Origin of the sequence: Acinetobacter calcoaceticus DSM 30006 = CIP 81.8 (genome assembly GCF_000368965.1) — a bacterium.
GTDB classification, from domain to species: Bacteria; Pseudomonadota; Gammaproteobacteria; order Pseudomonadales; family Moraxellaceae; genus Acinetobacter; species Acinetobacter calcoaceticus.
Genome location: NZ_KB849778.1, coordinates 15,901 through 41,583 on the forward strand (window position 1 = coordinate 15,901; position 25,683 = coordinate 41,583).

Consider the following 25,683-nt stretch of genomic DNA (forward strand, 5'->3'; position numbering starts at 1 on the left):
TGAAAAAGAGCGGATATCCGCTCTTTTTTTATTTTTTTTAAAGTACTCCTGAAAGCTTCTTAACAACCTCACCTAGACGTTTGCCCTGAGCTTCACACAAAATCTTTTCATCCTGACTTAAATTCTGGTCATGGCGGGGTCCGCTTACATGACTTGCCCCATACGGTGTTCCACCTGTTTTAGTATTAGATAAAGCAGGAATTGCATTTGGTAATCCCAAAATCATCATTCCGTGATGAAATAACGGCGGCAGCATCGTGAGTAAAGTACTCTCCTGTCCACCATGCATCGATCCAGAAGAAGTAAAAACACAAGCAGGTTTATTATGTAATGCCCCATTGAGCCAAAGGCTAGTCGTTTGGTCCCAAAAATATTTCATTTCACTTGCCATATTACCGAAGCGAGTTGGGGAACCTAATGCCAGACCCGCACAATTCGCTAGATCATCTAACGTACAGTAGATATCACCTTCTTCCGGAATGCTTGGCTCAGCTATTGTGACGACTGGAGCAATATTTGACACTGTCCGAATTTTCACTGACATACCCGCAGACTCAACACCATTGGCAATTAAATGTGCCATTTCTTTTGTAGAGCCATATTTACTGTAATAGAGTACAAGAATGTAAGGTTGCATCGGTTTCATAAATTTTGTTAAAAAGAACACTATACGGTATTTTTTATTTTTTTGGCGAAACCAATCTTATGAAATTCTAGAGGTGATTGATTGTGTAGCATGAAAGGTAACACGAGCAAATTTCTCAAATTCGTTGGGTAAAAGGTTTATCGACTTTGATGAATTTTATGCTCAGACAACAGAAAGCCAACTTTTTTGAAAAAGATTAGGGCTACAATTTTTTCTATAGCGCATAGTAAACTTACAGAACGACTTTAATTCTATAAGTTATTATTTTGCTTTAATCTATGATTTGAGTTGTTAAGCTCATACTTTGATAAGCTATTAATCGCCCAACATGATGATTAAAAAAATCGGGATAGACGACGCATGTTACAACGTTTTTTAAGTAAGCTTCCTTTTTATAATAAAACCTGGTTTCAATTCGTTTTATATGTATTTAAGCGTTTTGAAGCCGATCGGTGCCGCGAACAAGCTGGCTCTCTCACTTACACAACTCTATTCGCAGTTGTGCCGATGTTAACGGTTTTTTTAGTAATTATTTCTTCAATTAAAGCGTTAGAACCTGCAAGACAACAGCTCCAACATTTAATTTATAGTAATTTTTTACCTAAGAGCACTATCGCATTTGATAAAGCGCTAAATGCTTTTACAGAAAAATCCAGCAACTTAACTGTTATCGGTGTGCTGTTTTTATTCGTCACAACCGTCTTAATGCTCACATCAATTGAAACTGTCTTTAATCGTATTTGGCGCGTAAAAGAAACTCGTAGTGGCATTATGGGCTTTATGCGTTATTGGACGATCATCTCTTTAGGTCCAATTATTTTAGGAAGTGCATTCGTCATTTCTTCGACTGTCGCTTCCATGAACATTCTCAGCAATAATTTTGCAGGATATCAACTTGATGGATCATTCATTCTCTGGATGATTTCGTTTGTATTGACTATTGTTGGCTTTTTTATTTTGTATTGGACTATTCCGAATCGAACAGTTCCAGTTTATGCAGCTGGTATAGCGGCCTGCTTAAGTGCTGCACTTTTTGAAATACTCAAAAACTTATTCAGCTTCGTAATGTCAAACTTCACTAGCTATGAACTGATCTACGGTGCATTTGCAGCAGTGCCTATTTTCCTGTTATGGATCTTTCTCTCATGGAATATTATTTTACTCGGAGTAGAAGTCAGTTTTGCTTTAACTGCTTTTCATTCAGGTAAAGAACAAAAACGACACCCTGTGCTCATGTTATTAGATATTCTTGAATTGTTTTATAAAAAGCAAAAACTGGGTGAAAGTGTAAGTGATAAAGAAGCCCTAGAAATTTTAGGCCGAGGAGAAGTTGGACGCTGGCCCTCTTATGTACTTCTACTTGAAGAGCAAAATTTGATTAAGCGTACAGATAAAGATGAATATGTTTTAGTTCGCAATTTGTCTCAAGTCGACTTCTGGAGCTTTTTTACGGCTCTTCCGTATCCACTCCCTTTACGCCAAGATGTCCAAAATGTGCATGATGACGATGAATGGATGGAAAAAATTGGCCCAGCTTTAGTGGAGTCTAATGACTATCTAGCTGCAAAACTTTCTATCCCCCTCTCCACAATTCTTGAAGAGAAATGAGTAGGCAGCAGCTTCTCATTTAATTAGCTGTACTCTAATGTTTAGCTCATAAAAAAACCCTATTATTGAAAAATAATAGGGTTAAAAATATCTAGCGGCGCAAATGAAATTACGCTTTTACAAAAGTTTCCCACACAAAATCTTGTGTTGCACCCTTTAATGTCATTTTCAACTGATCACCCGAGTGTAATGGTCCAACACCAGCAGGTGAGCCTGTCATAATCACATCACCCGGCTCTAATGAAAAAACCTGATTAATATCAGTTAATAGATCACCAATAGTAAACATTAATAGTGCAGTATTCCCATCTTGACGTAACTCATCATTAATATGGAAAGTGAATTTAGTTTCTTGCCAATCTGTAATTTCGCTCAAATCGACCCAGTCTGCCAAAACACAAGCACCATCAAAAGCTTTTGCACGCTCCCATGGGTGACCTTTAGTTTTCAGGTCATTCTGTAAATCACGCATTGTTAAATCAAGACCTAAAGTCACTGCCCCAATCGCTTTTAATGCTTGTTCAGGGTCCGTTTCACCTTTTAAAGGCTGATCAATACGTAAAACTAATTCACACTCAAAATGACAACTGCCCCAAGCTGGATTCCATGAAATACCGTCATTTAAACCAATCAAGCTACTAGGTGGTTTAATAAATAATATAGGTCTGTCAGGCATAGCATTATTTAATTCTTTGACATGATCGGCATAACTTCTGCCTACGCAAACGATTTTTGAAGGACGTGTATTCATGAGGCTTCCTTTGTTGTTGCGGCTGATAATTCCAATAATTTATTTCTTAAATGTATTTTCAAATATTGTTTGATCTGAAACCTGTGCAAATGCTCGCTTTGGCACAATAATTACAGTTTTATTTTTTAGCTCAAGCATGTAAGTCAGCTTGCCTTTAGCAAAGGTTTGCACATCTGAATATTGCATCACTTGTTTACGACCGCTGGCATAAAGCTCAAAATAATCTTGATAGAGGTCGATGCCCTGCTCGCTCTTTCCAAACTGGTAACGAACAAATTGACGTTTAAATAACATCGGTAAAAGCCAATAACGCATCAGCCCTTGCATCACCAGAAAAAAAATACCTAGCCCAACATAATATCGACCAACCCCTGAGAAACCTAAATAAAGTCCCCAAATAATAATTGCGATACTAATCGCAGGTGTTAGAAAACGGGTAAATTGTTTTTTCCCAAATGTCACTAATGAAAATCCATCTTGTGACTCTTCTAAATTCAAATAGTAACGTAAAGATAAAGCTGTTTTTTGCTCGGTCATTGCACTGCATCGATACTCAATAAATCGGAACTATTAGAGCATATTCATTTCAGCTTTAAAATGAATCAAAGGCTATTTTTTGTTTTGCTCAAAAGTAGCCTTAGTAGCGAGATTAAAAATATTTTTCGTTGCATATATGGAACGTAGATTCATATTTATTGGGCTTATTTCACTTTTTAAAATTTCTACAATAAGCGCATCACCTTCTTAGTGGAATGTCTCATGTCTTTTTTTGCAAAATTATTTGGCTTAAATCAAAAAGCAACTGTCTCAAAAGATGTGGTTATCCAAACCACTCAAGAGACGAATCTTCCCAATGAAACAAGCTTTTTAGAATTAATTAAAAAACGCCGTTCTATTTATTCAATAGGAAAAAACTTAAAACACTCTCCTACTGAAATTGAAAAACTAATTCAAGAGGCTGTAAAACATAGCCCATCTGCCTTTAACTCCCAATCTTCTCGCGTTGTGGTTTTATTTGATCAATCACACCAAAATTTCTGGAATATAGTTCTAGATGTATTAAAAACGATTATTCCGGCAGAAGCCCTAACTGGAACTGAACAGAAAATTCAAAGTTTTGCATCAGGTGCAGGTACAGTTTTATTTTTTGAAGACCAAGATGTGATTAAAGGTCTACAAGAGCAATTCGAGCTATATGCCGATAACTTTCCGATCTGGTCTGAGCATTCAACAGCAATTGCACAATTTTCAGTATGGAACGTCCTCGCCGAACAAGGCATTGGCGCTTCATTGCAACACTATAATCCAATCATTGATGAGAAAATTAATGCTGCTTTTAATGTTCCTGCTCATTGGAAATTAAGAGCTCAATTAGTATTTGGTTCAATCGAAGGTGAAGCAGGAGAAAAAACTTTTATTGAAGATGAAAGCCGTTTTAAAACATTTGGCTAATCTTTTCCACCTTTAATTTTTTTCAAAGCTGGTTGCCATGAGCACTGGCTTTTAATATAAATGATAAAAAACAGACACAAAAAAACCGCTATATTATAGCGGTTAATTCTTCAAGTGGTGCGCTCAGAGAGATTCGAACTCCCGACCCCTTAGTTCGTAGCCAAGTGCTCTATCCAGCTGAGCTATGAGCGCGTACTTGATGTTGCGCATTATACGCATTTTTCAAAGCTTAGGAAGTCTTTTTTCATCTTTCTGTCATCAACCGTCTAGTTCTTAGCCAGCCCCTATTTTATATAAAATAGGAACTAAAATTATTGATGTTTTTCTCACCTAAGATGTATTTGAAATATTTTTTTTCAAATAAGTTTTATAGGCTTTTTGAAGTATTTGGTCATATACCTAGAAGTTAAAGGCGACCATTTTAGTCAACATTATAGAAATAAAATATTTCTAGTTGAGCTCTAACATTATAGACCTAAGTAAAATTTATCTAATATAATGATTCAAATAAATGAAAATATAAGTAAAAATATAATTAATTAAAAAAATATTATATAAAAACTATTATTATTTTTACGTCTAAATTAAATAAATTATTATTTCTTTAAATATTATTTAATATCAAAAAATGTGACTAGAAATACACATTGACAGCTTTTGAGATCTAACCAATACTAAATTCCAATTATTGAGATACAAATCTCATTAATTATGTAGCGCAATAAATAATACTTACTTAAAAATACATAATTATATAGGAAATAGACCAACATGTTCTTACTAAAAACTCTTGTTTCTTCGATATCAAAAGTTACCCAAGACTTAGGTAATATTATATCGGTGAACACTAACGTAACTGGTGGCTCTTCAGTTGATGGTCACATATCAACCTCTGGCCTACTTTCAGACACTCTATCTACAGCAACAAATACGCTTACAACAACCACAACTGGCCTTGTTTCCGATGCTGTTGGTACTGTTACGGGTAGTATTGGTTCTACAAGTCCTGTAGACACTGTCACTAATATTATTGGCGGAGTAACTGGTGGTATTAGTGGTGGTAATCCTCTTGAAACCGTAACCAATATCATTGGTGGCGTAACGGGTGGCATTGATCTTGGAACCTCACCAATCGCTCCTGTTATTGATGTTGTTCAAGGTGGTATCGATATTCTTCAAGGTGTAGAAAGCCTCAAAACTGAAATTATTAACACAGGTATTGAAACTGTAGCCGACGCTATTATCGGCGTCCTTCCTCAAACTGAGCACCCAGTTTCTGAAATTGCTGACTTGGGTACATTAACTTTTGAAACTTCTCGCGACACAGTAAATGGCGCTCTTGAAGTTGTTTCTGATTTGGTTGGTGGCGACATCCAAGGTGCAACTGAATCTGCTACTGGTATTCTTGATACGCTTATCACCAACGGTACGACTGCTACAGGTATTGTGACTGGTGTTGTTGGAAGTGTTACAGATGTTGTTGGTGGCGTAACTGGTGGTGTTGATGGTAACCCACTTGAAGTAATTACTGACATCATCGGTGGTGTAACTGGTGGTATCGGTGGTGGCACATCCCCAATCTCTCCAGTTATTGATGTTGTTCAAGGTGGTATTGATATTCTTCAGGGCGTAGAAAGCTTAAAAACTGAAATTATTAATACAAGTATCGACACTGTTGCTGACACAATCATTAGCATCCTTCCACAAACTGAACATCCTGTTTCAGACCTAGCAGATCTTGGTACATTAACTTTCGAAACTTCTCGTGACACTGTAAATGGTGCTCTCGAAACTGTTTCTGACTTAGTCGGTGGTGATATTCAAGGTGCAACTGAATCAGCAACAGGTATTCTTGATACGCTTATCACTAATGGTACAACTGCTGCCGGTATTATCACTGGTGTTGTTGGAAGTGTTACAGATGTAGTCGGTGGTGTAACAGGTGGCGTTGGTGGCAATCCTCTTGAAGTCGTGACTGACATTATCGGTGGCGTAACTGGCGGCGTTGGTGGTAACCCTCTTGAAGTGGTGACTGATATTATCGGCGGTGTAACGGGCGGTATTGGTGGTGGGACATCTCCAATCTCTCCAGTGATTGACGTAGTTCAAGGCGGTATTGATATTCTTCAGGGTGTAGAAAGCTTAAAAACTGAAATCATCAACACTGGTATTGATACAGTAGCAGATACAATTATCGGTATTCTTCCACAAGTAGAGCATCCTGTTTCTGAAATTGCAGACCTTGGTACATTAACTTTCGAAACTTCTCGTGACACGGTAAATGGTGCTCTTGAAGTGGTTTCTGATTTAGTTGGCGGTGATATTCAAGGTGCGACTGAATCAGCGACTGGCATTCTGGGTACACTTATTACTAATGGCTCTACTGCAACGGGCTTATTAACAGAAATCCTTGGCGGAGTGACAGGAACTATTGGTGGCGCAACTGGTAGCGTTGGTGGTGATAGCCCTCTTGGCGTAGTAACTGATCTTCTCGGTGGTTTAACTGGTGGGATTACTGGCGGTGTGGGTGGTGACAATCCAATTGGTATCGTAACAGATATCGTGGGCAGCTTAACTGGCGGTGTTACGGGTGGAAGTGGTTTAGATGTTATTTCTAATTTACTTGGTGGATTAACGAGTGGCGGATTACTCGGTGGAGTAACTTCTACAGTATCTAGCGTAACAAATACAACGCATACTATCGTACCTCAGTCATTACTTACTGATAACTTCTTAGATAATTCTTTCCATACTGTTTAATATTATTAAAAGAAAGCCACTTTTATAAGTGGCTTTCTGCCTTAATATAGTTTTAAATGTTAATTAATACTAATTAATCTCTTGCCATCTATAATATTTTTTATGTGCTAACTCTAACATTGCATAATCATTAGGCGTATCACCATAGGCATAAATTGTAGAATATTGGCTTAAATCATATTTATTTTTTATTCTATTTACTTTTTCTAAATAACCACAATCACCATCAATAAAATGACCTGTTAAAATACCATTATGTATTTCAAGTTGATTGCATATAACATCTAAACCTAAAGAATGGCACCAACTTTCTAAATAAACACTTAATGACGCAGATACAACAACAATTTGATCACCTTGCTGTTTATGCCAGAGAATACGCTCCAAAGCATTTTCACGAACACATGTAGGAAGCACATTTTTTGCAAACTCTTGTCCCATATATTTTAGGGAATTCGCGTCATAGCCTATATAACCTACCTGACAGAGCTTAGTCCGAATAGTTTTATCCGTTACCCAACCAAGTTTATAACCTGCTATATATGGCGCAAGTCGGATACCGCCGACTATTTGAGTTTTTCTATTCAAAGAAAATTTAAGAAATAAGCTAAATGTGTCGTTGTGAGTGATCGTGCCATCAAAATCAAATAAAGCTAGATTCATTTATGATTATCTCTAATATAATTAAAAAGTTATAAATTTAGATTTTTTTAAAATTACTAAAAAACAAGCACAAAAAAACCGCTATAAAAGCGGTTAATTCTTCAAGTTGGTGCGCTCAGAGAGATTCGAACTCCCGACCCCTTAGTTCGTAGCCAAGTGCTCTATCCAGCTGAGCTATGAGCGCGTAACTTGTGTGCCTTTCAGCGATTCGTTCTATTTTACTTGGTGCGCTCAGAGAGATTCGAACTCCCGACCCCTTAGTTCGTAGCCAAGTGCTCTATCCAGCTGAGCTATGAGCGCATTAAGTAATGGCGGTGAGAGAGGGATTCGAACCCTCGATACCAGTAATAGGTATGCTTCCTTAGCAGGGAAGTGATTTCAGCCACTCATCCACCTCACCGGAACGAGCCGCCATAATACAAACTAAAACCACATTGATCAAGTCATCATACTGAAATTTTCTTGTTTTTTAGTTCAATGAATTACTTTTTAAGCAATTTACTCATTATTTTCGTCTTTTTCGATCAAACGCTTGTTAAGATAGATATTATTTCTTCATCAAAATACTGTAGTGCATAACACATTATTGCAAACCTAAACGTGCAGTTCGGGTCTGCATGGCTTATGCTAAACTTATCTGCCAAGCGTGAAACCAAACGACATGACAAAAAACTGGGCTGACCCTGAAGCGAAAGCTGAAGCTGAACGTTATGACAATCCTATTCCAAGCCGTACTCTCATTTTAGATACATTGGAGCAGGTGCAAACACCACAATCTCATGCAGAGCTTGTCGATCATTTTAATATTCATGACCAAAAAAGTATCGAAGCGTTAAGTCATCGTTTAAGTGCTATGGTTCGTGATGGTCAAATCATGAAAGACGGTTTTAAATTTCAGTTGGTGGCAGATCAACCAACATATGAAGCAACTGTTTATATTAATAGTAAAGGTTTAGGTACAGCACATATTGATGGTCAAACTGATCTTTTACTTCCTGAACGTGAATTACGTTTAGTATTTAATGGCGACCGAGTTAGAGTACGGCAGACTTCAGTAGACCGTAAAGGTAAACCTTGGGGTTTTATTACAGAAGTTTTACAACATCGCGTCAAACAATTGATCGGTAAGTTGTCAGTTCATGAGGGCGAATATTTTATTCAACCCAACAGTCCTAATCAGCACCAACCTATTCCTTTAGAAAAAGAACTTGTAAAACACGCTGAAGCAAATGTTGGCGATATGCTACGTGTTGCAATTGATAGCTATCCGACCCGCGAAGAGTTTTCAACGGCGCATATTATTCAGTCTATGGCCGATAAAGCTGATACAGAAATTATCATTCCACAAACCATTCTTGAATTTGGTTTGCCATATGAGTTTCCAGATCAGGTATTAAAAGAAGCTGAAAGTTTTAAAGAGCCATCAGCTCAAGACCGTGAAGGCCGCATTGATTTAAGAGATTTAGCATTAGTTACGATTGATGGCGAAGACGCTCGAGATTTTGACGATGCAGTTTATGCAGAAAAACGCCCTGGTGGTGGTTACCGTGTTGTGGTGGCAATTGCAGACGTAAGTCATTATGTCCGCTTAGACTCAGCCCTCAATGAAGAAGCTGAGGAACGAGGTACTTCTGTATACTTCTCACACTTTGTATTACCAATGCTGCCAGAGGCCTTATCAAATGGTCTATGCTCTCTGAATCCGCATGTAGACCGTTTATGTATGGTCTGTGACCTTAAACTCTCTCGTACAGGCCGTGTAACTGGATTTGAGTTTTATCCATCAGTGATGCACTCAAAAGCACGTTTGACCTATACCCAAGTAGCACAATATTTTGAAGGCGCAACAGATGCGATTCCAAAAGATCGCGATGTTCATAAATCCTTAAATACGCTTTTCCAGCTTTATCAAATTTTGAAAAACTTACGTGCCGACCGCCATGCAATGGAATTTGAAACCATTGAAACGTATATGACTTTTGATGAGCTAGGCGGGATTAAAGAAATTTTGCCACGTACACGTAATGAAGCACATAAGCTCATTGAAGAGTGCATGTTGCTTGCTAACGTAGCAGCTGCTGAATATGCGTTAGAACATGATATCCCAATGTTGTATCGCGTACATGAAGCTCCTGAGTTTTCACGTATTCAGAAAGTAAAAGACTTTGTTAAATTACTTGGTCTACCCTTCCCTGACCAGCCAACTCAAGCAGATTATCAACGAGTCATCGAAGCAACCAAAGATCGTATTGATGCACCAAGCATTCATGCCGTGTTATTACGCTCAATGATGCAAGCTTATTATGGCGCAAAAAATGCGGGGCACTATGGTTTGGCTTATGAAGCCTATACGCATTTCACTTCGCCAATCCGTCGTTACCCAGATCTATTGTTACACCGTGCCATTAAAGCTCATCTAAAACAAAAACCTTCTCCACTTTCTGGCGCTGCACTAGATGATGCTGGTGAACATTTCTCTAAAACTGAACGCCGTGCAGATGAAGCATCTCGTAGTGTAACGACTTGGTTGAAATGTCACTATATGCAACAGCATTTAGGCGAGGAATTCATTGGTATTGTAAGTGCTGTAACTGAATTTGGTTTGTTCGTGACACTGAAAGACTTATATGTCGATGGCATGATTCATATTAGCCAACTCGGTGATGACTTCTTTATTTATGACCAAGCGAGTCAAAATCTGGTAGGCCAAAATAGAGGTCAAGTTTTTGGTTTAGGCGATGAAGTTAAAATTCAGGTTGCTGGCGTAAATCTTGAAGAACGTAAAATTGACTTCCAGCTTATTCAACAAGTCACACATGCAGGACGAGTAGTTCGTAGCCGGGCTCCGCGCACGACCAAAACATCTTCACAAGCAACTGAAGAAGTTTTCAGCAAACCGACTGTCAGTACTGATGGCGAAAAGCCTGTTCACAAAAAGAAAGAAAAAGCCAAGTCTAGTTCTTATACTAAAAAACCTGGTAAAAAAACTTCCGCAAAAGCTGAAAGTAAACCAGAAAAAGTAAAGAAAAAGTCTAAGCCTAAAAAGAAAAAGGCCAATGCAAAATCAAAGGCTGAATAATTAAACAATAGATGTTGCCAATTTAGAAATAAGCTCCGATTCGGAGCTTATTTCTTTTTAAAAAGCTTATTTTGCAAATTAAACTTGATTTCCTACCTGACAGGACCTACATCTAATACTATGTTTAAAAATAATGTGGCTAACAGCAATGACTTTCCAACAAGCGACCTTACCAACTCCGCGTTTTGATCAAATTGAATTAGAAAATTTAAAAGAAGACATCCAACAAGCGATTCAAGCAGGTCAAGAATTTTTAAATACGCTTACAGTTGTACCTAGCGATACCGCTCAACAACTTGCCGTACTTGAACAAGTCGATACACTTGAAAACAACCTCAGTGAATCATGGGGTGTTTTATCACATTTAAATGCTGTGATGAACAATGCTGAAACCAGAGAAGTCTATCAATCGTTATTACCAGCGTTGAGTGAATACTATACTCAGCTTGGTCAACACACGGCGCTCTATCAAACGTATCAACATATCCATGATGGTCAGGGCTATACGTCTCTTAGTCCAGCCCAGCAAAGTGCTATTCGCCTTGCCTTACGTGATTTTAAACTTTCAGGTGTGGCTTTAGAGGGCGAAGAGAAAAAACGTTATGCAGAGATTTCTGCACGTTTGTCACAAATTTCTTCTGATTTTTCTAACCATGTACTTGATGCGACACAAGCTTACTTTAAACCACTTACAGAAGCTGAGCTAAAAGGCCTTCCAGAAAGTAATATTGAGCTATTAAAACAGTACGGTAAACAACGTGAACTCGACCAAGCTGTTGCAACTCTGGACTTCCCCGCTTATTTTGCAATCATGACCTATGCAGATGACCGTTCATTGCGTAAAGAGCTTTACAGAGCCTATGTGACTCGTGCTTCTGATCAGTCTGAGCAAGCTGAGTTTGATAACAGCAAAATTATGGAAGAAATTTTGAGTCTTCGTCAAGAAATGGCGAAGCTACTCGGTTTCAATAACTATGCTGAATATTCTCTTGCAAGCAAGATGGCGCCAGATGTAAAAACAGTACATCAGTTTTTGGTTGATCTAGCCGAACATGCACGTGCCCCTGCTCTCCAAGAAGTTTCTGAACTTCGAGATATTGCTAAACGAGATGGGGTCGATGAACTTCAACCTTGGGATACCACTTATTATTCTGAAAAGCTTAAACAGCAACAGTTCAACTTATCTCAAGAAGCGTTAAAACCTTACTTCCCTGCACCTAAAGTCATTCAAGGATTATTCCAGATCGTGCAGCGCTTATATGGTATTAACATCATTGAGCGACAAGCACCTGTCTGGCACTCAGATGCACGTTATTTCGAGTTAGAAGACCAAGGCCAAGTAATTGGTGGATTCTTCTTTGACATCTATGCACGTACAGGCAAACGTGGTGGTGCATGGATGAACGGTTTCCGCTCACGCATGCAGACTCTTCACGGTCTACAAAAACCAATTTGCTACATGGTATGTAACTTTACACCTCCAGTAGGTGATCAGCCTGCTTTACTAACTCATGATGAAGTCATCACCTTATTCCATGAGTTTGGACATGGTTTACATCACATGCTGACCGAAGTAGATAACATTTCGGTTGCAGGTACTCATGGTGTTGCTTGGGATGCGGTAGAACTTCCAAGTCAGTTCATGGAATTCTGGTCTTGGGATAAAGAAAGTCTAGATGTATTAAGTGAGCACATTGAGAGTAAACAGACCTTACCGCAAGAATTACTCGATGCTTTATTAAATGCTCGTTTCTTCCAGTCTGGTATGCAAACTTTACGTCAGCTTGAATTTGCATTGTTTGACTTGACCATCCATACAAAAACATCTGCACTGAACAGTGAGCAAATTCAGCAGACTTTAAATGAAATACGTAGCCAATATGCTGTCGTTCCTACGGTCGGATACAACCGTTTCCAACATAGTTTTAGTCATATTTTTGCAGGAGGCTATGCAGCAGGTTATTACTCTTACAAATGGGCAGAAGTGTTAGCTAGCGATGCATTTGACCGTTTTGAACATGAAGGTATTTTCAATACTCAAACAGGTAAAGAATTCCGTCAGGCGATTTTAGCTGTAGGCGGAAAAGACACTGCGCTTGAAGCATTTGTTAATTTCCGTGGCCGTGAACCTAAAATTGATGCATTGTTACGTCATCAAGGTTGGACGAATGACAGCAAAACCGCTTAAACTATGGGCCTAAATTGATCGTGTGGTTAGGGTGATAAAGATGAAAAAACGTTTCATTGCTGGGGCTAAATGTCCAAAATGTGAAGCAACAGATCGGATTGTCATGCTAACCACCGCTGAAGACGAATGGATTGAATGTATCGAATGCGGTTATAGCGAAAATCGTCCGACTCATATTGATGAGCCTGAAGCACCTGCTGTACCTGATGAAGTTGGAGTAATACAGTTCAAGCCTCGTCGTCCTGACTAAAGGTCTTAGAGATGCCACTACAAAGAAAACAAAACTCAAAACTATTGTGGGTTTTAATTGGGGGCTTAAGCATTCTCGTAGTGCTTTTTTTCGCTGCACAATGGTTTTTCAAAAAAACCGAGTCATCCACACCAATGGTTGATCCTCATCCTGTTTCAACACCTGCACCTACTAAAACCACTGATCCATCATCAGGTTCTGAACCAATAGCAGAGGCTGCAAGTTCACAACAACTGATGAATGAAGATGTGCTTAAACAGCCTGTACCTGCTCAAGAATCTTTAGCTAAAGAAGAAGTGTCTAAACTCGATGACATCCATCGTCAGTTGCAAGATCAAGAAAGTTCATTAAAAGCCCAGCATGCAGATGCAGATCAATTAACAAAACTCAAAGAAGAACAAGTTAAATTGCTTGAAGCTCAGCTCAAACAGCAATAGTTTTTCAATGGGAACTTAAAAAGCTAAAGTTATTCATCTTTAGCTTTTTTATTCTAATTAAAATAATTCCAGTCATCTTTTTCCTAAATTTACTAAAGTCTCTTACTAAAAAAGCCCTTCATTTAGGAGGGCTTTTTTGTATAACAGATATTTTAATTTAAGTTATTTATACCAATCGAATAACTTGAACACATACGGTACATAAGTAACCAATACCAATGATGAGAACAAGACAATAATTGGTAGTAACCAGCGCTCATAACGGTAGTAGAAGCTTGTATATTTCTCTTTCGCTTCAGCATCCGCCGCATTAACTTCATCATCTCCGACGGACAACCGCGTGAGTAGATGGTTCAAGGCTACTGGTGGCGTTACATAACCAAACTCGAATGCAACTAATACAATCATCCAGAAGTGAATTGGATGAATACCATTTTCGTATGCCACAGGCGCAATGGTTGCAGCAACTAAAATTACAGCACCAAATGGATCTGTACACATACCAATAATGGCAAGCAATAGTGCAATACATGCCAGTGATATATAAATACTGCCTAAATGAGTCGGTAACAATTCAACCACTTCAGAGCGTTCAATTAAACCACCTACACTTGCAGACAATGCCATCAAGATAATTAGTGCACCAATATGGCCGACTGTTTCTGAGGTTGCAAAACGAAGTGCTCCACCAAAACCAAGACGGAATTGAGAACTATGCGGATCATGTGACTGCAAGAATGGTGATTTTTGTTCATGTTCACGAACAATTGCTTCATGAATATTGATTGCAGGAGCTTCTTTTGTAGACACCAATTTGTCATACAAGATCATTGCGATCAGGACTAATGGCAAAATTACTGGTGCAGTAAATTCATTCATTCCTGTGTCTAGCGCATATTTATAGATTGCAAGAACAACAACAGTAATCAGAATGTATGGGATCACGGGTACAAAGGCACGTAACATACCCGGAATCGCTACTTTTGGTGAATTCACGCGGAATTTTTCTTCAGCCAAGAGTAATGAGACACCCAAGAAAATAAATGCTGTTAGCCAAAATACATAAATACCATGACCAAACAATTCATCGGACGTTACATGACGGCTATCAAGCATGGCAATTAAAACGACCAATAGACATGGACGTACAACGACCCCTAAAGAACCTGACATTGCAGACACAGCCAAAGCATATTGACGGCGAGCACCCGCATTCCAGACTTCTTTATAAATAATTGCACCTGCCGCAATAACGAAAATACCTGATGCACCTGTATAAGCCGTTGGTACCGCAGCAGCAATTAGAATTAACCATGTTAGGGTTTCTGGTGCCAAATTCCATGGACGAAGCACATTAAGGAATAAATCCATAACACGTGTTTGAGTTAGGAGCATACCTGCCCAAATAAACAAGGCAAGGTTTAGGAAAATACCTGAAAACTCAACCAATAAACCAAGGTAAATCCCTTGCCCCATTGGATAATCCATAAAGAATGTAAATACGATACCCGTAATCAAAGCCATGTAAGCATATAAAGGCACACTTAATAAGGCTAAACCAATATTACCGCCTTCACGCTTTGCTGGTGGTGAAACAAATAGTTGATAAAGACTAATTAAAGTCAGAACAACAAATAGAATCATCCATATCCAGTAAATAGTTACTGTTTCATAGGTAGGTGTCACACCAGAATTGATGACTGAACGATACTGACTGATTACAGAGGTACTGAGTAAGGCATTACCAATCACCATAAAGATGGAATAGACTTTGTAATCTATTTTTGTTGCCGGATTACGTAAGCCAATATGGTGAAATTTTAACGATGCCGTAATCGCAGAGATCAGAACCATAAAGATGAGTAAAATGGCACGATTCTCTGTACCAAATTTAAAAATACCAAAGAAACCTGTTTCGACAGCACGGTAAGTACGCACCCCTGGGTTAGCTTCGATATATTTAATTGTCTTGTCATATGTCTGATATTTCTCGTCACATTGTTGCTGCGCAGCGAGTAGTGATGCACGGACATCACTTTCCGATGCTGCACCAAAGAAACTCGAGAAATCATCAGATGCATTCGCTTTCATTTGTTCTTTTACTTGAGCATCGATATTTGGATGTCGATCACAAGTCGGCTTTTCAGGTTCAGCACGCAAAAATGAATATTGCATGCCTATAGCAGGGTCACCATAAAGACGCTCCCCGATACGTAATAATTGTCCGTGGATCATCTCCCCAGTACCAATTATTAAAGTCATTAATAGCAGAGTGAGGATGACGAATGTTGAGATCCATTCGTTCCAGATATAACCCAGCAGACCTAATCCAGATCTTTTTTCTTGATATTCTTGCATAAATATTCCAATTTTGTTCTCTCAAGTCCCTAAAAAATAAAGACTTGAGTCATGCAATTTTCTTGGTCAGGGGTTAAATCCATACCCCTTCTACCAATCCCTTTATTCAACGATCAAATTTGCATCAAACTTTATTAATAAAGAATGACTAAAATCACTTTTTTAACAGTTCGTATTGTCAATATTTCTTTTTTAATCTCTGTACCAGCCAATAGCATCCCCCAAAGATTGCGCCACCAATCGCACCATAGAGATGAGCTTCAGTTAAAACAGGGCTTCCTATTAACTGAGCCGTTCCTGTTTGCCCAAAAGTATTTTCCCATATCAGTTTTGCAATAATTAATCCTAAAACCAGAAAAGCAAAATTCCGTTCTTTACGATATTGCAAGTAAACTAAAGCAACTGCTGTATAGAGCCCATGTAACACACCAGACAGCCCTGCATACGCTTCGATATAAGGTAAATAGAAATAGAACACCAGACTAATGAACGGTGGCAAAAGCAGAAGCAGACTTAAAAGATGCCATGCTTTTGTATGAGGAAAGATAAAAGGCAAACAGGCAAATGCCATCATATTTAAAAGGAAATGAATCCACCCAACGTGTACCCAGTGCGCTGTCCACAAACGCCAGAATTCGCCAAGTAGGCTTTCACGCCAATAAATAAATGTATCAGGAAACACCTGTAGACAGGCAGACACAGAAATGCACACTGCGACCAAAAGCACTTTATGATTCAGTACATGATCCTTCATGGCACACTCCTTGAAATTAAACTTCTTGCTACCATTGTAAAACTTAACAACAGTCTCGCAAGAAGTTAACCTTTCAAATATTTTACTGCGCTGCTGGTGGAGCAGATGAGTCTGCAGGAGCTTCAGATGCGGCCCCTCCATCAAACAATTCATCTAACTCTGCTGCACCTTCATTCTTATCATCCCAGAAATGTGACATACCATCATCTCCGGTACGCACACCTGTATGCTCTGTCCAGTAACGGTCAGAAATACCGCGTACTATCAAACCAGCCATACTATCGATTAACTTAAAGTTCGGATTGACAGGCTTATCATCAGCTTGAGATGCGGCATATGATCTTAATGCATCACGAATTTTTGCATCATCACCACTTGCTTGGGCAGCTACCGCATACAAAGCATGGGACAGGCGAACACCCTTTTGTTCACCAATTTGAACTGACTGTTTTAAAGTTTGATATGGGTCAGGTTTCCCCTCATCAGCCCCAGGCAGTAAGGTCCAAATAACAGCACGTGTTGCGTTAGGTGCGCCCCAGAATTTTTCATTATCTAGACAAACCATGCCGCGCTCTACAATAGCTGCAATATCTTTTGGAACATTGACTGCACCACCAGAGTTAATATCATTGGTTACAGCCTGAAGGCCACTAATCATTCCAAGTAAATATACAGTTTGATCAGTATCACTACGCATCGTTGGACAAGAATCACCTAAATGATATTTATATTTAGACTCCCAACGGTCAGCGAACAACTTATAGCCCGTATATTGACGCTCAGCAGCAATGGCTGCCCAACGTTTCTGAGCAATACGAGCATCTTGAGCTTCGGTTACTTGACCTGCTTTTGATGCACGTAAATAACGTAATTCCTGTTCTAACGCTTGGTTTTCCGCACATACACCTGATGCGGCATACATTAATACAGCAACACGAGTTGGATCTGCACCCATACCTTTGGTAGACATAATTGCGGGTGTTAATGCACTACCCGTATTACAAACCATTTCAGCATCTTGCATTGCTAAAATAGGTGGAACGACGTGCTTTTCCGTAAAACCTAAAGCAACATTTGCTCCGGTTTTCACGACGTATGAACAACCTGATAAAACTGAAGCTGCAAGCAAACTTACTGCCAAACCTTGGCTTATTTTTTGGACTTTAGACATCTTCCTGTCCTCTATGTAATTTGTTTTTTCCTTTTCAGATGTACATTAGCAGATGCATATCTTGAATAAAAGAGTAATTACTCTAATTGTAGCGCTTATACTTTGACATACTTCACAGTAGATAAAATTGACAGTTTTTTCAGAAAACAGAAATTTTAGGCAAAAAAAAGTAGCATTGCGACGGTTCAGCACATGCTACTTATTAACTGAGATAAGCTTTTAACGGCTTATATTATTTTTGTTCTATATAATCCTTAAGTAAAGTTCCTGCTCTTCCTACTACCACAGCCATAAGCACTGCAATTAACAGAAACATCCACATTGAAATCTCCATGAGAGACCTCCTTACTACAATCGCACCCAGTTATAAACTGGACACTTGATGAAATTAATCGACTAACCAATTTAATAATTGACTGATCGACGACCTTGCATCCTCTGTCTCTTAACTTTGTTAAAATTAACTTTGTTAAGATGTTCCCTGAGTAAAGTTCCTGCTCTTCCGATCACCACTGCCAAAATGATGGCAATGACCAAGAACGACCATGTTGGCATCTCCATTTTGAGACCTCCGACACACTTTACGTTGGTGTTTGTACTTTAACCGATCAACTAGATACCCATAGGTAAAATTGTCAGACAATTGTATTTCCTTAGCTTTTTTCTAATTTTTAATTAGACAATCCTAAACTCAAGCAAAAAAATAAAGATTAAATTATTGTTTTTTATAATTTTTAAATAAATATACAAATGTAGAATTGTCTAACAATTAATGAAGTTTCTGTAAGACTTTCAATTTTTTCCAATGCTGCAAAGGAAGTTGATCAAACCAAATTATGGCTACTTTCATGGGTGCCTCCTCAAAATGAATAATCATAAACAATTGATAATCAATTATTTTAGAAATTTCCACACGAGAAATTATCTTTTGCGAGGAGTATGCAATTGACCACGATTTTTGGTCTAAATATGCAATTTGAGAAATTTGTGATTGTCTTAAAAAAAATAGAAAACTAATAAATAAAAGGATGAAAGCAATCAACCACCAAATGGGTGATAACAATTGATAAAGTAGGATGGCTAAACTCAAGCCAATAAAAAGCTGAAATATTATCGAGAAACGACTATATTTCAGCTCAAAATTCAATTCTTTTATCAAAACAGTTTAGCCATGTACGTACTGTTTTAATTTATGAATAAATTCACGTAACTCTGTGCGTGGAGGTTCAGAAACTTCCATGAACCAATCTAGTAAATCAGGATCTTCTTGTTCAACTAACTCTGCAAATAAGGCCTTCTCTGCCGAATCCGCTTTTAGATAATAGTTTTTTACATAAGGGTCAAAATAGACGTCAATTTCTTTTAAGCCGCGGCGTGCTCGATAAATTACTTTACGTTCTTCCAAGGTCATTTCGTCAGACATTTATTTCCCCATCTGCGTTGATAGTGCGCTTAGTTTACCTGATCACATTCCAAAGATCGCTAAAAATATCAAATTGACCAAATTTATCATCTTGTACTCATAATTGAGCATTCATCACATTGTTACATAAGCAAGGCTTCCGTATGTTTAAGTTCATAACATCACACCTGAACCAAGGAAGAAATACAAATGCAATCTGGTGCTATCCGTCCCATTCCAAATATGTTACCGAGAAAACTATTTAACGAAGAGCATGAGGCCTTCCGCGAAACAGTTCGTAAATTTTATGAAAAAGAAGTTGTTCCCAATATTGAAAAATATGAAAAACAGCAACATGTTGATCGCGATCTTTGGAATAAGGCCGGAGAATTAGGCCTCTTGTGTACCACAATGCCAGAACAATACGGTGGATCTGGAGTAGACCGCTTGTACAGTATGATCTTAATTGAAGAACAAGCCTATGCTATGGACTCTAGCACGGGTTTTTCTTTGCATTCGGATATTGTTGCCAATTACGTGAATAACTTTGGTAATGAAGAACAAAAACAAAAGTGGCTACCGAAGATGGCAACAGGAGAAGTGGTCACAGCTATTGCCATGACTGAGCCAGGCACTGGTTCTGATTTACAAGCAGTAAGAACCACAGCCGTACTTGATGGTGATGATTATGTGATTAATGGTTCAAAGATTTTCATTACTAATGGTTATTTATGTGACATGGTCGTAGTCGTTTGTAAAACTGGTAATAACGACAAAGGTTCAGCGAACTTATCACTCATTATTGTTGAAGCAGACCGAGCTGGCTTTAGCAAAGGTAAGCCTCTTAATAAAATTGGAATGAAAGGCCAAGATACCTGCGAATTGTTTTTCGATAATGTCCGTGTTCCTAAAGAAAATCTTTTAGGTATGGAAGGCATGGGCTTTATTATGCTCATGAAAGAGTTAGCTTGGGAACGAATGCTAGTTGCTATTATTTGTCAGGCAGGAGCTGAAGCTGCATTTGCACATACGGTTCAATACACGAAAGATCGTAAAGCATTTGGCAAACATATTGGTGCTTTTCAAAATACGCGTTTTAAACTTGCTGAACTGAGAACAGAGATAGATTTCTGCCGTACTTATTTAGATCGTTGTATGGAATTACAACTTGAAGAAAAATTGAGTGTGGAAGCTGCCGCAGCTGCTAAATATAAAATTTCAGACATGTTCTCAAAAATTGTAGATGAGTGTCTTCAATTGCATGGTGGTTATGGTTACATGCTTGAATATCCAATTGCACGTGCGTACATAGATCACCGAGCAAATCGAATTTATGCTGGTACTAATGAAATTATGAAAGAATTAATCTCCAGAACACTTTAATACCTTCATAAGAAAAGGGGCATTACGCCCCTTTTCTTTATCTAATATCTATTAAGATACTAATTTTGGCTTACGCTCATTAGTTTCTGAACGTTTATGAAAATGTAGAACACCATCTTCAAATTTCGAATTTTTCAGCGATTTTTTGTCTTCTAAATAATTATTAGTCACTTGCCATGGAGCATGCTTACCCTGTTTTGGAAGTTCATGTGCCGCACGGCTAATATAACCTGAAGACAATTTACCCATTACAGTATCTTCTTCCATTTCAGTTTTATCACCAGATGGAATCACTTCATCATAGTGATTTTTATCCATATAATTTAACAAGCGACAAATATATTCCGCAGCGATATCAACTTTAAGGGTCCACGATGCATTTACATAACCAATAATCATAGCCATGTTTGGTACATCACTTAACATCACACCGTTATAAAGCATATGCTCAGATGAATTAACTGCTTTCCCATCAATAGTCGCCTGAACACCACCCATAATCTGAACTTGTAAGCCTGTTGCAGAAACAACAATATCAGCATCAAGGTGTTTACCAGATTTAAGTAGAATACCTTTTTCGGTAAATTTCTCAATCTGATCAGTTTCTACGCTTGCTTTACCTTCACGCAAAATTTTAAACAAATCGCCATCAGGTACCACACACAAACGTTGATCCCAAGGGTTATATGAAGGTGTAAAATGCTTCATATCAACTTTACCTTTCAACTGCACTTCAATTGCTTTTAAGAGTAAACGACGTACAGTCTTTGGATGTTTCTGCGATAATGCATAAATAGCGCGCTGCATACCAATATTACGAGCGCGGGTAAATTTATAAGCTGTTTCTTCAGACATAAATTTACGCGTTTTTTCATAAACGAAGTCGATAGACGGTACACTAGCAATATACGTTGGTGAACGCTGCAACATAGTGACATGACCAGCGCCACCTTTAGCCATTGCCGGTACTAAAGTAATTGCAGTTGCGCCACTACCAATAATAACGACTTTTTTACCTGTATAATCTAAGTTTTCAGGCCAATGTTGTGGGTGAATAAACTGCCCTTTAAAAGCTTCTTGATTTGGGAAAGATGGAGCATATCCCTGATCATAATTATAATAACCAGTACAACCTACAACAAAATTAGCAATCCAAGTCTGTTGTTTTTTCTTACCATCTTCAATTACAACCTGCCATTTCTTTGATTCAGAATCATAATTAGCAGAAAGCACACGATGACCAAAGTGAATTTTTTCTTTTAATTTATATTCATCAATTACTTCGCCTAAATACCCTTTAATAGAAGCACCATCAGCTAATACATTCGCTTTACACCATGGTTTAAAATTAAAACCAAATGTGGACATATCTGAATCTGAGCGAATACCTGGATAACGGAAAAGATCCCATGTTCCACCAAAAGATTCACGACGCTCTAAAATTTCAAATTGGCGTTGTGGCGAATTTTTTGATAAGTGGGCAGCAATTCCAATTCCTGAGATACCTGCGCCAATGATTAAAATATCAACTTGCTTTTCCATTTTATTTTTATACCCATTGTTGAGAATATAAGTTTATTAAAGCACAATTTTGACAATACACAATGTCAAGTTTGACCGTTTATCCGTTTTTTTATGTCACTTGGGGACATTTTTATAATTTTATTAATTAACAAAAATAAAAAAGACCGGTATAAAACCGGTCTTTTTTGAATAAAATCAATTATTCAGCTGAAGTATTCACTTCACGATCTACAAGCTCAACGTAAGCCATCGGCGCTGCATCACCAGCACGGAAGCCCGCTTTAAGAACACGTAGATAACCGCCGTTACGTTCTTTGTAACGAGGGCCGAGTACGGTAAATAATTTACCTACAGTTGCAGCATTACGAGTACGAGCAAATGCTAAACGACGATTTGCTACAGTATCGTTTTTTGCTAGAGTGATTAAAGGCTCAGCAACACGACGTAATTCTTTAGCTTTAGGCACAGTTGTTTTGATCAACTCGTGTTCAAATAAAGAATTAGCCAAGTTTTGGAACATCGCTTTACGATGGCTGCTTGTACGGCCTAATTTCACACCACTATTACGATGACGCATGGTGATAGTCCTACTTAATTAACGGCTACGATAGGCAAAACGGTCGTCCATACGAAGACTAGCTGGTGGCCAGTTTTCAAGACGCATACCGAGTTGTAAGCCTTTCGATGCCAAAACATCTTTGATCTCTGTTAACGATTTTTTACCAAGGTTAGGAGTTTTTAACAACTCAACTTCAGTACGTTGAACAAGATCACCAATGTAGTAAATATTTTCTGCTTTCAAACAGTTAGCAGAACGAACAGTAAGCTCTAGATCATCTACTGGGCGAAGCAAGATTGGGTCAACTTCTTCACGAGGCTCTTGAGCAACTGGAGTTTGGTCTTTCTGAAGATCAACAAAAATTGCAATTTGTTGTTGCAAGATTGTTGCCGCTTTGCGGATTGCTTCTTCAGGATCAACCGTTCCATTTGTCTCGAGGTCGATTACCAGTTTATCTAAATCGGTACGTTGTTCTACACGCGCATTTTCAACGGTGTAAGAAACACGCTTAATCGGGCTATAAGAAGCATCTAATTGCAAACGACCAACAGGACGTGTTTCACCTTCAGGGAAACGAGAATCAGATGTTTCATAACCACGACCTTGAGCAACCTTCAAGCGCATTTTTAATGAGCCTGAAGCACTCAAAGTACCTATTAAATGTTCTGGATTAACCACTTCAACATTATGAGGTAAACGAAGGTCAGCAGCAGTAATTTCGCCAGGACCTTGTTTCTCTAATGTTAAATATGCTTCATTTTGATCGAACAGCTTAATAGACAATCCTTTTAGGTTCAGCAAGAGCTCGACGATGTCCTGCTGCAAGCCTTCTAAAGTACTGTACTCGTGCTCGACACCTTCTATCTCAACTTCAACCACAGCAGCGCCAGGTAAAGAAGACAATAGAATGCGACGTAAAGCATTACCTAGAGTGTGGCCAAAACCACGCTCTAAAGGTTCTAGAATCACTTTTGCCGAGGTCCCGCTAACCGCTTCGACCTTGATCGCTTGCGGAGTTAGAAACTCGTTTGCAGTACGCGTCATTATTGCTACCTCAAGGATTATTTAGAATACAATTCTACAATCAAGCTTTCATTGATTTCAGCAGGTAAATCAGCACGATCTGGTGCAGCTTTAAACGTACCTTCAAGCTTAGAATGATCAACATCCATCCAAGCTGGAATACCACGTTGTGCAGCTAACTCAATCGCGTTTTTAATACGCAATTGTTGTTTAGCACCTTCGTGAACCGCAATTACATCACCAGCTTTAACTTGAATAGATGCGATGTTTACACGACGACCATTCAAAGTAATGCTACGGTGACTTACTAACTGACGAGCTTCTGCACGTGTAGAACCAAAACCCATGCGATAAACAACGTTATCAAGACGGCTTTCAAGCAATTTCAACAAGTTCTCACCTGTTGCGCCTTTTACACGAGCTGCTTCTTTATAGTAGTTACTAAATTGACGTTCTAACACACCGTAAATACGACGGACTTTTTGTTTTTCACGTAATTGTAGTGAATACTCAGATTGCTTACCACCGCGTGCCTGACCATGTTGACCAGGTGCTTTGTTAGCTTTTTTAGTTTTGACGTCAAAAGGTTTAACGCCAGATTTAAGTTGCAGGTCTGTCCCTTCGCGGCGAGAGAGTTTGCATTTTGGACCAATATAACGAGCCATGAATGTTTCTCCTTACACGCGACGTTTTTTAGGTGGACGGCAACCGTTGTGAGGAATTGGCGTCACATCGGTAATGCTGTTAATTTTATAACCCACTGCGCCTAATGCACGAACCGCAGACTCACGACCTGGACCAGGACCTTTTACAAGGACATCCAGATTTTTCAAACCGTAATCTAAAGCTGCTTTACCAGCAACTTCAGCAGCTACCTGAGCAGCAAACGGAGTTGATTTACGTGAACCACGGAAGCCTTGTCCACCAGAGGTGGCCCAAGCCAATGCATTACCTTGACGATCAGTAATCGTAACAATGGTGTTATTAAAAGACGCGTGAATGTGTGCAACACCTTCAGAGACGGTACGGGTGACCTTCTTGCGTGTGCGAGTATCTTTAGCCATCTTTTAGCTTCCAGAAATCTTACTTTTTAATCGGTTTGCGCGGACCTTTACGGGTACGTGCGTTAGTTTTGGTGCGTTGACCACGGACAGGCAAGCTGCGACGATGGCGAAGGCCGCGGTAGCAACCCAAATCCATTAAACGTTTAATGTTCATGGAAATTTCGCGACGTAAGTCACCTTCGGTAGGAACCTTAGCAACTTCTGCACGAATCGCATCAAGCTGAGCATCGTCCAACTCACGGATCTTAGTAGTTTCAGTAATACCAACTGCAGTTAAGATATTCTTAGCAGTATGGCGACCGACACCAAAGATGTAAGTGAGGGAGATAACAGCATGCTTGTTATCCGGAATGTTTACACCGGCAATACGAGCCATTCACTTTCTCCAAAAAGGCAGTAGAGATAATCAACCGCCCCACAAAATCTTGAGGGGCGGATATTAACCCAATTCGCCTACTGAAATCAACAGGTCTTGATTAGATTAACCTTGACGCTGCTTATGACGAGGTTCTGCGCTACAAATTACGCGAATAACCCCATTACGACGGATAACTTTACAGCTACCACAAATTTTCTTTACAGAAGCTTGTACTTTCATGATGAAACCTCTA

General features: G+C 38.8%; 24 protein-coding genes and 4 tRNA genes. 8 read left to right on the forward strand and 20 right to left on the reverse strand.

All coding sequences use genetic code 11. The annotated features are described in order from the left end of the window. Positions 1–37: 37 nt before the first annotated feature. Positions 38–646 carry an NAD(P)H:quinone oxidoreductase gene (wrbA, locus tag F936_RS00085; protein WP_005043832.1) on the reverse strand — a complete coding sequence of 203 codons (609 nt, stop codon included), beginning with the start codon at positions 644–646 and terminating at the stop codon, positions 38–40. A gap of 360 nt (positions 647–1,006) precedes the next feature. Between wrbA and F936_RS00090 the strand changes: the two genes are divergently transcribed. After that, a complete protein-coding gene (locus tag F936_RS00090) occupies positions 1,007–2,254 on the forward strand; it encodes a YihY family inner membrane protein (protein WP_003653606.1) in 1,248 nt (415 codons plus the stop codon). Positions 2,255–2,363: 109 nt separating this feature from the next. On the opposite strand, the gene F936_RS00095 is transcribed toward F936_RS00090, so the two are convergent. Next, positions 2,364–3,005, reverse strand: a complete 642-nt coding sequence (locus F936_RS00095; protein WP_005043834.1) for a fumarylacetoacetate hydrolase family protein — start codon at positions 3,003–3,005, stop codon at positions 2,364–2,366. Positions 3,006–3,044: 39 nt separating this feature from the next. Continuing rightward, positions 3,045–3,542 carry a YcxB family protein gene (locus F936_RS00100; protein ID WP_003653610.1) on the reverse strand — a complete coding sequence of 166 codons (498 nt, stop codon included), beginning with the start codon at positions 3,540–3,542 and terminating at the stop codon, positions 3,045–3,047. A 222-nt stretch (positions 3,543–3,764) separates the two neighbouring features. Here F936_RS00100 and F936_RS00105 point away from each other — a divergent pair, with 222 nt between their 5' ends. Then, positions 3,765–4,457, forward strand: a complete 693-nt coding sequence (locus tag F936_RS00105) for a nitroreductase family protein (RefSeq protein WP_005043837.1) — start codon at positions 3,765–3,767, stop codon at positions 4,455–4,457. Positions 4,458–4,572: 115 nt separating this feature from the next. Here F936_RS00105 and F936_RS00110 read toward each other — a convergent pair. After that, positions 4,573–4,649: transfer RNA gene (locus F936_RS00110), tRNA-Arg, on the reverse strand. 579 nt (positions 4,650–5,228) lie between these two features. Here F936_RS00110 and F936_RS00115 point away from each other — a divergent pair. Next, on the forward strand, positions 5,229–7,217 hold the full coding sequence (locus F936_RS00115; protein ID WP_005043838.1) for a beta strand repeat-containing protein: 1,989 nt from the start codon (positions 5,229–5,231) through the stop codon (positions 7,215–7,217). Between the two features lie 69 nt (positions 7,218–7,286). Here F936_RS00115 and F936_RS00120 read toward each other — a convergent pair whose 3' ends face one another. From F936_RS00120 to F936_RS00135, 4 genes are all read right to left on the reverse strand, one after another. Then, complete coding sequence (locus F936_RS00120; RefSeq protein ID WP_005043841.1) at positions 7,287–7,880, reverse strand: HAD family hydrolase; 594 nt, start codon at positions 7,878–7,880, stop codon at positions 7,287–7,289. A 107-nt stretch (positions 7,881–7,987) separates the two neighbouring features. Next, positions 7,988–8,064: transfer RNA gene (locus tag F936_RS00125), tRNA-Arg, on the reverse strand. A 39-nt stretch (positions 8,065–8,103) separates the two neighbouring features. After that, positions 8,104–8,180 (reverse strand) — tRNA-Arg (locus F936_RS00130). Between the two features lie 9 nt (positions 8,181–8,189). After that, a tRNA-Ser gene (locus tag F936_RS00135) sits at positions 8,190–8,280 on the reverse strand. 261 nt (positions 8,281–8,541) lie between these two features. Here F936_RS00135 and rnr point away from each other — a divergent pair. The 4 genes from rnr to F936_RS00155 all read left to right on the forward strand — a co-directional run bounded on the left by rnr (position 8,542) and on the right by F936_RS00155 (position 13,834). Beyond that, positions 8,542–10,959 (forward strand): ribonuclease R, encoded by a 2,418-nt coding sequence (rnr, locus tag F936_RS00140; protein WP_005043843.1) that lies wholly within the window; start codon positions 8,542–8,544, stop codon positions 10,957–10,959. Between the two features lie 133 nt (positions 10,960–11,092). Then, a complete protein-coding gene (locus F936_RS00145) occupies positions 11,093–13,147 on the forward strand; it encodes a M3 family metallopeptidase (RefSeq protein WP_035362014.1) in 2,055 nt (684 codons plus the stop codon). Between the two features lie 40 nt (positions 13,148–13,187). Continuing rightward, the gene (locus tag F936_RS00150; protein WP_004639498.1) at positions 13,188–13,397 is read left to right on the forward strand and encodes a YheV family putative zinc ribbon protein; all 210 of its coding nucleotides are present in this window, start codon (positions 13,188–13,190) and stop codon (positions 13,395–13,397) included. Positions 13,398–13,408: 11 nt separating this feature from the next. Next, positions 13,409–13,834, forward strand: coding sequence for a hypothetical protein (locus tag F936_RS00155; protein ID WP_005043848.1), 426 nt, complete (start codon positions 13,409–13,411; stop codon positions 13,832–13,834). 162 nt (positions 13,835–13,996) lie between these two features. Here F936_RS00155 and F936_RS00160 read toward each other — a convergent pair whose 3' ends face one another. From F936_RS00160 to F936_RS00180, 5 genes are all read right to left on the reverse strand, one after another. Beyond that, positions 13,997–16,192, reverse strand: coding sequence for a TRAP transporter large permease subunit (locus tag F936_RS00160; RefSeq protein ID WP_005043850.1), 2,196 nt, complete (start codon positions 16,190–16,192; stop codon positions 13,997–13,999). Between the two features lie 178 nt (positions 16,193–16,370). After that, complete coding sequence (rrtA, locus tag F936_RS00165) at positions 16,371–16,946, reverse strand: rhombosortase (RefSeq protein WP_003653628.1); 576 nt, start codon at positions 16,944–16,946, stop codon at positions 16,371–16,373. A gap of 82 nt (positions 16,947–17,028) precedes the next feature. After that, a complete protein-coding gene (locus tag F936_RS00170; RefSeq protein WP_003653630.1) occupies positions 17,029–18,117 on the reverse strand; it encodes a hypothetical protein in 1,089 nt (362 codons plus the stop codon). 769 nt (positions 18,118–18,886) lie between these two features. Then, on the reverse strand, positions 18,887–19,276 hold the full coding sequence (locus F936_RS19460) for a hypothetical protein (protein WP_016801711.1): 390 nt from the start codon (positions 19,274–19,276) through the stop codon (positions 18,887–18,889). A 6-nt stretch (positions 19,277–19,282) separates the two neighbouring features. Then, positions 19,283–19,540 (reverse strand): FAD assembly factor SdhE, encoded by a 258-nt coding sequence (locus F936_RS00180; protein ID WP_003653634.1) that lies wholly within the window; start codon positions 19,538–19,540, stop codon positions 19,283–19,285. A 189-nt stretch (positions 19,541–19,729) separates the two neighbouring features. On the opposite strand from F936_RS00180, the gene F936_RS00185 reads away from it, so the two are divergent. After that, positions 19,730–20,902: an acyl-CoA dehydrogenase family protein gene (locus F936_RS00185; RefSeq protein ID WP_003653635.1), complete on the forward strand. Its 1,173-nt coding sequence runs from the start codon at positions 19,730–19,732 to the stop codon at positions 20,900–20,902. 51 nt (positions 20,903–20,953) lie between these two features. Here F936_RS00185 and F936_RS00190 read toward each other — a convergent pair whose 3' ends face one another. From F936_RS00190 to rpmJ, 7 genes are all read right to left on the reverse strand, one after another. Further along, a complete protein-coding gene (locus F936_RS00190; RefSeq protein WP_005043853.1) occupies positions 20,954–22,444 on the reverse strand; it encodes a flavin-containing monooxygenase in 1,491 nt (496 codons plus the stop codon). A gap of 181 nt (positions 22,445–22,625) precedes the next feature. Next, the gene (rplQ, locus tag F936_RS00195; RefSeq protein ID WP_002049717.1) at positions 22,626–23,003 is read right to left on the reverse strand and encodes a 50S ribosomal protein L17; all 378 of its coding nucleotides are present in this window, start codon (positions 23,001–23,003) and stop codon (positions 22,626–22,628) included. A gap of 18 nt (positions 23,004–23,021) precedes the next feature. Beyond that, positions 23,022–24,029 (reverse strand): DNA-directed RNA polymerase subunit alpha, encoded by a 1,008-nt coding sequence (locus tag F936_RS00200; protein ID WP_003653641.1) that lies wholly within the window; start codon positions 24,027–24,029, stop codon positions 23,022–23,024. Between the two features lie 17 nt (positions 24,030–24,046). Beyond that, complete coding sequence (rpsD, locus tag F936_RS00205; RefSeq protein WP_003653643.1) at positions 24,047–24,673, reverse strand: 30S ribosomal protein S4; 627 nt, start codon at positions 24,671–24,673, stop codon at positions 24,047–24,049. 12 nt (positions 24,674–24,685) lie between these two features. Continuing rightward, a complete protein-coding gene (gene rpsK, locus F936_RS00210) occupies positions 24,686–25,072 on the reverse strand; it encodes a 30S ribosomal protein S11 (protein WP_001040166.1) in 387 nt (128 codons plus the stop codon). A 19-nt stretch (positions 25,073–25,091) separates the two neighbouring features. Further along, the gene (gene rpsM, locus F936_RS00215) at positions 25,092–25,448 is read right to left on the reverse strand and encodes a 30S ribosomal protein S13 (protein ID WP_003653646.1); all 357 of its coding nucleotides are present in this window, start codon (positions 25,446–25,448) and stop codon (positions 25,092–25,094) included. 105 nt (positions 25,449–25,553) lie between these two features. Beyond that, a complete protein-coding gene (gene rpmJ, locus F936_RS00220; protein WP_000867907.1) occupies positions 25,554–25,670 on the reverse strand; it encodes a 50S ribosomal protein L36 in 117 nt (38 codons plus the stop codon). Positions 25,671–25,683 lie beyond the last annotated feature (13 nt).